The following is a 6,000-nucleotide window of genomic DNA, read 5'->3' as shown; positions in this document are numbered from 1 at the left end:
GATCGCCATCTGCTTGCCGGGCATCGCGTCGAGGGTGAAACGTGCCGCGACTTCGGCGATGCGGCCCGAACCCTTGGTGATGACGACGAAGTTCACGATCACCAGGATCGCGAACACGATGATGCCGATGACGAAGTTGCCGCCCATCACGAAATTGCCGAACGCCTCGATGACGTGGCCGGCGGCGGCGGTACCCTCGTGGCCATGCGACAGGATCAGCCGGGTCGAAGCCATGTTCAGCGACAGTCGCATCATGGTCGAGATCAGCAGCACGGTCGGGAAGGACGAAAATTCCAGCGGCGTCTGGATGAACAGTGAGGTCATCAGGATCAGGATCGACATCGTGATCGAGATCGCCAGGAACAGGTCGAGCACGATAGCCGGCAGCGGCATGATCAGCACGACCAGGATGGTCAGCACGCCAAACGCCAGCGCCAGATCGCCACGTAACACCATCGTGCGGAAATCGGCGAAGGTGAAGCCCGCTTTCGGCGCGCCCAATCCCGATCCCGCCACCAAATCCGTCATCGTCGCCGCTTCCTCTCGCGAAAACCGTTCGCGCGTGCCGAACACCTGGGCGGCGGCCGCAAGGCCACCGGTTCGAAATTGAGGCACCGCACTGGCTTCCACGGGCATTCCCCCGATCGGCTGACGAGACGCGACTCCACTCGGCAATTTTTGCCGTGCTTATGGTTATCAAAGAGTTAATTTTCGGATTTTTGGGCCGCGGCATATGGCTTTGCACGTGCCCGCGCGCGGCTCCGCACGCATCTCCACTGTTGCACTGTTTCCGCATGCCTATTCCTTCGGCATGTCGCTTGACGGACGCGTGGCGGCCGACGAAGTTGCCGCCCGTGGAAAATCATTTCAAGATTCGGCCGTTAACGGCCCAATTCGTCCCCGATTCACGTCAGGCGTGGATCAGGCTTGGCATTGCCTTGCTGATCGGTTCGGTCGGCTCTGTGGGCATGTGGTCGGTGGTGGTGGCGCTGCCGGCGGTGCAAAGCGAATTCGGCGCCAGCCGCGGCGGGGCCTCGCTGGCCTTTACGCTGACGATGGCCGGCTTCGGCATCGGTGGCGTGGCGGCCGGCCGGTTGACCGATCGCGTCGGCATCGTCGCGACGGTGGCGCTGGCGGCCTTCCTGATGGGGCTCGGCTATCTGGCCGCTTCGCAGTCGATGGCCCTGTGGCAATTCAACCTGATCTGCATTGCGATGGGCGCCGGGTCGTCGGCGACGTTCGGGCCGTTGATGGCGGAGGCCTCGCACTGGTTCGAGCGCCGCCGCGGCATCGCGGTGTCGATTGCCGCCACCGGGAGCTATATCGGCGGCGCGTTCTGGCCGCCGCTGGTGAACTGGGGCATCCAGACCCACGGCTGGCGGTTCACCCATGCCGCGATCGGTCTCGTTTCCTGCGCTCTGATGCTGGTGTTGCTGATCGTGCTGCGGATGCAGATGGGCGCCGGTTCGCGCCGCAGCCACGTCAACGCGCTGCCGCCGCGGATCGATCTGCAACTCGGCAGCAACGCGCTGACGACGTTGCTGTTCGTTGCTGGCGTTGCTTGCTGTGTGGCGATGGCGATGCCGCAGGTGCATATCGTGGCCTATTGCGGCGACCTCGGCTATGGCGCGGCGCGCGGATCCGAAATGCTGTCGCTGATGCTGGCTTGCGGGATCATCAGCCGCGTCGGCTCCGGCTTTCTCGCCGACCGCATCGGCGGCATTCGTACGCTGCTGCTCGGTTCGGTCATGCAGGGCATCGCGCTGCTGTTCTATCTGTTCTTCGACAGCATGGCGTCGCTTTACGCGATCTCGGCGATGTTCGGCCTGTTCCAGGGCGGCATTGTGCCGGGCTACGCGATCATCATCCGCGAGGCGATGCCGGCCTCGGAAGCCGCCACCCGCGTCGGCATCGTGATCCTTGGCACCGTCGTCGGCATGGCGCTGGGCGGCTGGATCTCCGGCCTGATCTTCGACGCCACCGGCTCCTACGCCGCGGCCTTCATGAACGGCCTCGGCTGGAATGCCCTTAACGTCGTGATCATGGTGAGCCTGCTGTGGCGAGCCAGGCAGAGATTGGCGCTGGCCGCCTGAGCTAGGCTGCCTCCGCCTCGCCGCGCACCTGGGCGCGCAGACGACGCAGCAGGCCCTGTCCGCGGCGGCCGAGGAACCGGGCCCAGCGGCGCGCCTGCCAGGGCAGGCTTTCGCCGATCGAGACCGAGCGGAAATGATAGGCCGTGGCGTTCGACCAGGCGTCGCAGGCCACCTTGGCGGGGTCGTCGTAGAATGCGCCGATTTTGTCGGCGCCCATGCCGTCGGTGGCCAGCCACGCTGGAATGTAGGCGTTGCACAGCCGCTCGACGTCGGTGAACACCTTGTCGGTGCCGGTGCCGGCGGACGGGCAGGAGGTCGAGAAGGCGTCGCCGACAAGCACCACACCGGCCTGGCGATGGCCGGTCGAGACATAGAGATCGGCCGGCCGAATCCGCAACTTGTTGGTGATCCTGAATTCGCCGGTGAAGGTGCGCAACCGCGGGTACAGCCGGTGCAGGGCGTCCTCCGGCGCGTCGCGCATCTCGCGCAGCCAGGGATCTTCCATGTCGCGGTACACGAACAGGTTGGCGCGCATGCCTTCGGGGACCGGAAACAGCGTCAGATAGGCGGAGCGGTCGCTCGGCCGCTCCGAGAAATAGGTCAGCGCCGGAAAATCGAAGGCGGGGCGTCCCACCGGGGCGATGTCGAAGCCGACGGTGATGCTGTGGCACTTGCTGATGACCTGGCGATCGATGCCGAGCTGGTGCAGCAGCCCGATGTTCAGCCCACTGGACAGGATCACCAGCCGCGCGGAAATTTGCTCGCCGGTGGAGAGGGTCAGCGTCTGCCGGCCGGGGCCGGTCGAGATCTCCGTGACCTTGGCCTCGATCGTGTCAACATTGGTCGGGATTTCGCCGCGGATCGCGTTGACCATGGTGTCGTAGAGAATGCCGAACTGCTCGCTGGGCTTCTTGTCGATCAGGTAGCCAAACCGCGCGGTCCAGATCTGGCGATCATGCCGTCCGGCGCGAAGCGCGGCATCGACGAGGCCGGTCTTGCGCAACAGCTCGAGCTGGTTGGTGCTGATCTTTTCGGAGCGCAGGTCGGGCGGATATTTGGCATGCGGGTCGATCATCACGGCCGACACCCCGGCGCGCCCCAGCATTGCCGCAGCCGTTGAACCGGCGAGGCCTCCACCGACCACCGCAATATCCGCATAACGCATCGTTTTGTCCTGCTGACCTGCGGCATTATGGCCAGCATTGGCAAAGAAAGGCTGAATCGATGCAGGAGAGGGCGTGTGATCGATGAACAGGCTCGGTGGCATGACGGACGGGCGCTGGCTCGAAAGTGAGGCCGACATATGCCCGGCGATTGTGGTGGGCCCGGCAGGACTCGAACCTGCAATCAGACCGTTATGAGCGCATGACTCTATCGGGAAATCCGAGCAAATTCAGCGTTTCCCGATCAAGATCATTCACGTTTGTGCGCTTTTGTTCACGGGGGGCTGCCGGATAACTGGTGGCATAAAAGACCGCCGCGGACTGCCAACAAGGCCTCGACCGGACGGGTCTGCGTTTCGTCCGTCATGCGGCTATCGGGGTAAAAGCGGGCCGGGCGAGGGCAGGCCATTTCGGTAGCGATTGACCCACAGCGGACCCGTCGCCATCATCGCAGTCGCTGGTCGTTCAATTTTCGGGAACCCCGGCCATCCGCAGGCCCTCATAGTTGCGCTCGCGCCCCGCAAGGTAAATTGCATCGTCGGTCGCTGTGCCGGCTCTGAAACGCCGGATTGTGAAGCTTGGATCGAGCGCGAGTCCCGCTTGCACCGCTGCCCGCGCCTGGTCCAGCTCACCAAGAAGCGCGAGCTCAGCAGCGAGATGGAAATGCGCGGCAGAAAAATTTCGGTTCGCTTCAAGCCCCCGGTGCATCCACGCGACGGCTTCGGTGCCGGCATTGAGCTGCGCCTTGCCGAGGCCGGCCCACAGCATCCATACATGCGCAATTGTGTCGCGCGGAGAAAGGCGAAATGCCTCGTTGATGTGGTGTTCAGTTTCTCCGCCACGACCGAGCAGATACTTGGCGTAGCCAATGAGACCATGAGTCCCCGCCGAATTACGATCTAGTGCTAATGCTTGCTCGCATTCCGCGATGCCTTGGGCCGGGCGTTTCGTTAACATGAAGACTAGACCCAGATGCAAGTGGGCTACAGGGCTATTCGGTGCGAGGGACAACACCTTGGATAAGGTCGTTTCGGCGTCCGCAAATCGCGCCAGCCTGTTGTCGGTCATATCCGCAGCCCCAACTGCCCCATCGACCATCGCCAGACCAAGCATCGCATCGATGTTTCCGGGATCAAGCGTCAAAGCTCGTTGAAAGAAAGTTTGCGCTTGTGTCATCAATTCAGGAGTTAGCCCCTTGTTAAACCAAGCCCTGCCCTGGAAAAATAAATCCATCGAATCGGGATTTGGCGAATGTTCCGCTCGCCGTGCTTCGGCCGCAATAAGCTGCGCATCCAGCGTATTTGCGAGCCTCGATACGATTTCGTCTTGCATGTCGAACAAATCAGCCACTGGCTTGTCAAAACGTTCGGCCCAGAGGTGATTGCCGGTTCCGGCATCGACCAGCTGTACGTTCACGCGAAGCCGGTTACCGCTACGCTGTACCGATCCTTCGAGAAGGTATCGGATGTTCAATTCGCGTCCAACTTGCTTCACGTCAACGGCCTTGCCTTTGAATGTGAAGGCCGTGTTGCAGGCGATAACAAATGAGCCGCTGATGCGCGACAAATCCGTGGTGAGGCTCTCGGTCACGCCATCGGCGAAATAGTCTTGCTCGGGATCGCCACCAATGTTGGCGAAGGGCAATACCACGATGGAAAGACGAGGAGCCGAAGGCAGGCTCGGTATCGCACGGCCAACTTGCATGTTCAGGCTGAGTCGATCCCGGACCACGGCGAAAGCTCGCACAGGACGAGCGATGTTCTTGAGGCTCCGCTCGCCCAAATCGGCGAATTCAACCGCGACTTTTTCGCGAACTTGATCGTAGGCGGAACCCGAGATGCAAATGCCACCGGGCTCGGCGATACCTTCAAGTCGTGCCGCGACATTGACGCCGTCACCGAGAATGTCGTCGCCCTCGATTAAGATGTCGCCGAGGTTGATCCCGATCCGAAACAACATGCGCCGGTCCTGTGGCACGCCCATGTTACGCTCGGCCATAACCCCCTGTACCGCGACCGCGCATTCCACCGCATCAACGACCGAGGCAAACTCTAGCAACAAGCCATCACCCGTGGTCTTCACAATACGGCCGCCATGCTTGGCGACCAGAGCATCGGAGACGGCTCGGTGCTCACGAAGGCTTCGGGCGGTGCCGACCTCATCAATACCCATGAGGCGCGAATACCCAGCCACGTCAGCGGCCATTATCGCTGACAACCGTCGTTCGACCCTTATCCGGTTTTGCTCCATACTCAGCAGCCCCTTCCAGGGTCCGTGGTACGACAAATCCGGTCGCAGCGCCAACAAGGACGCCAAAGACGTCCGGGCGTCGCGGGCCGCGCTCATGTCGGCTGTTGGCACATTTCGGACGTGCCGATGTTGCCCGCGCATGTTCGAAGCCATCAACGGCATGCTGCTCGATATGCTCGCTGCAGTCGCTCGGACGGATTACGATGATCGGCGGCGTCGGCAGGCGCGGGGCCAAGCCAAGGCGAAAGTTGAGGGCGTTACAAAGGACGTCCCGAGGATACCGAACGGAACGACAGGATAGCGCGGCTGATTGCGGGATGCCAATCATGGGCCGCCGTGCAGCGCGCTACGGGCTGCAGTCGCGCTACAATCGCCAAGGTCGTGAAGCGCGCCTTATAGGAAGTTCAACAAGCCCGGCCCCTGACCCGCAACGGTAACATGGGGTGCAGCACAGGACCGCGCGGCATGGCAGATTTGCCGACATATAGGATGCA

At 62.3% G+C, this 6,000-nt stretch carries 4 protein-coding genes; 1 reads left to right on the top strand and 3 read right to left on the bottom strand.

The genetic code is table 11. From position 1 onward, the window contains the following. Window positions 1–528: FHIPEP family type III secretion protein (locus tag JWQ24_RS13065; RefSeq protein ID WP_299808373.1), on the bottom strand; the 528-nt coding region annotated here is incomplete at its 3' end. A gap of 326 nt (window positions 529–854) precedes the next feature. Here JWQ24_RS13065 and JWQ24_RS13060 point away from each other — a divergent pair. Then, window positions 855–2,093 (top strand): MFS transporter, encoded by a 1,239-nt coding sequence (locus JWQ24_RS13060; RefSeq protein WP_299808357.1) that lies wholly within the window; start codon window positions 855–857, stop codon window positions 2,091–2,093. A gap of 1 nt (window position 2,094) precedes the next feature. Here the strand turns inward: JWQ24_RS13060 and JWQ24_RS13055 are convergent, their stop codons facing one another. Both JWQ24_RS13055 and JWQ24_RS13050 read right to left on the bottom strand, forming a co-directional pair. Continuing rightward, window positions 2,095–3,258 (bottom strand): NAD(P)/FAD-dependent oxidoreductase, encoded by a 1,164-nt coding sequence (locus JWQ24_RS13055; RefSeq protein WP_299808354.1) that lies wholly within the window; start codon window positions 3,256–3,258, stop codon window positions 2,095–2,097. A gap of 463 nt (window positions 3,259–3,721) precedes the next feature. Next, the gene (locus JWQ24_RS13050; protein ID WP_299808370.1) at window positions 3,722–5,506 is read right to left on the bottom strand and encodes an adenylate/guanylate cyclase domain-containing protein; all 1,785 of its coding nucleotides are present in this window, start codon (window positions 5,504–5,506) and stop codon (window positions 3,722–3,724) included. Window positions 5,507–6,000: the final 494 nt, after the last annotated feature.

The sequence above is a fragment of the Tardiphaga sp. genome (genome assembly GCF_028290495.1).
Lineage (GTDB): Bacteria > Pseudomonadota > Alphaproteobacteria > Rhizobiales > Xanthobacteraceae > Tardiphaga.
This window is presented reverse-complemented; position numbering and strand designations above follow the sequence as displayed.